The 266-nt window shown below is 68.0% G+C and carries 1 protein-coding gene; it reads right to left on the bottom strand.

The genetic code is table 11. The features are described from left to right. Positions 1 to 266, bottom strand: a 266-nt coding sequence (locus tag HKX41_11800; GenBank protein NNC24817.1) for a ribose-phosphate pyrophosphokinase-like domain-containing protein, incomplete at both ends; no start/stop codon positions are given.

Raw genomic sequence — 266 nt, 5'->3', positions numbered from 1 at the left:
CCCGGTCGGCGCCGACCGCGCCGAACATCTTGGCCGCGACCTTGGCGGTGATCGGCACGCGCGAGGAGCGCGGGCGGCGGTCCTGGCGGGCGTAGCCGAAGTACGGTACCACCGCGGTCACGTTGGCCACCGATGCGCGCTTGAGCGCGTCGATCAGGACCAGCAGTTCCATGAAATTCTCGGCCGTCGGCGCGTTCGTCGGCTGAATGACGAACACCTCCTGGCGACGCACGTTCTCTTCGATCTCGACCTGCACTTCCCCGTCG

The sequence above is a fragment of the Salifodinibacter halophilus genome (assembly GCA_012999515.1).
Lineage (GTDB): Bacteria > Pseudomonadota > Gammaproteobacteria > Nevskiales > Salinisphaeraceae > Salifodinibacter > Salifodinibacter halophilus.
This window is presented reverse-complemented; position numbering and strand designations above follow the sequence as displayed.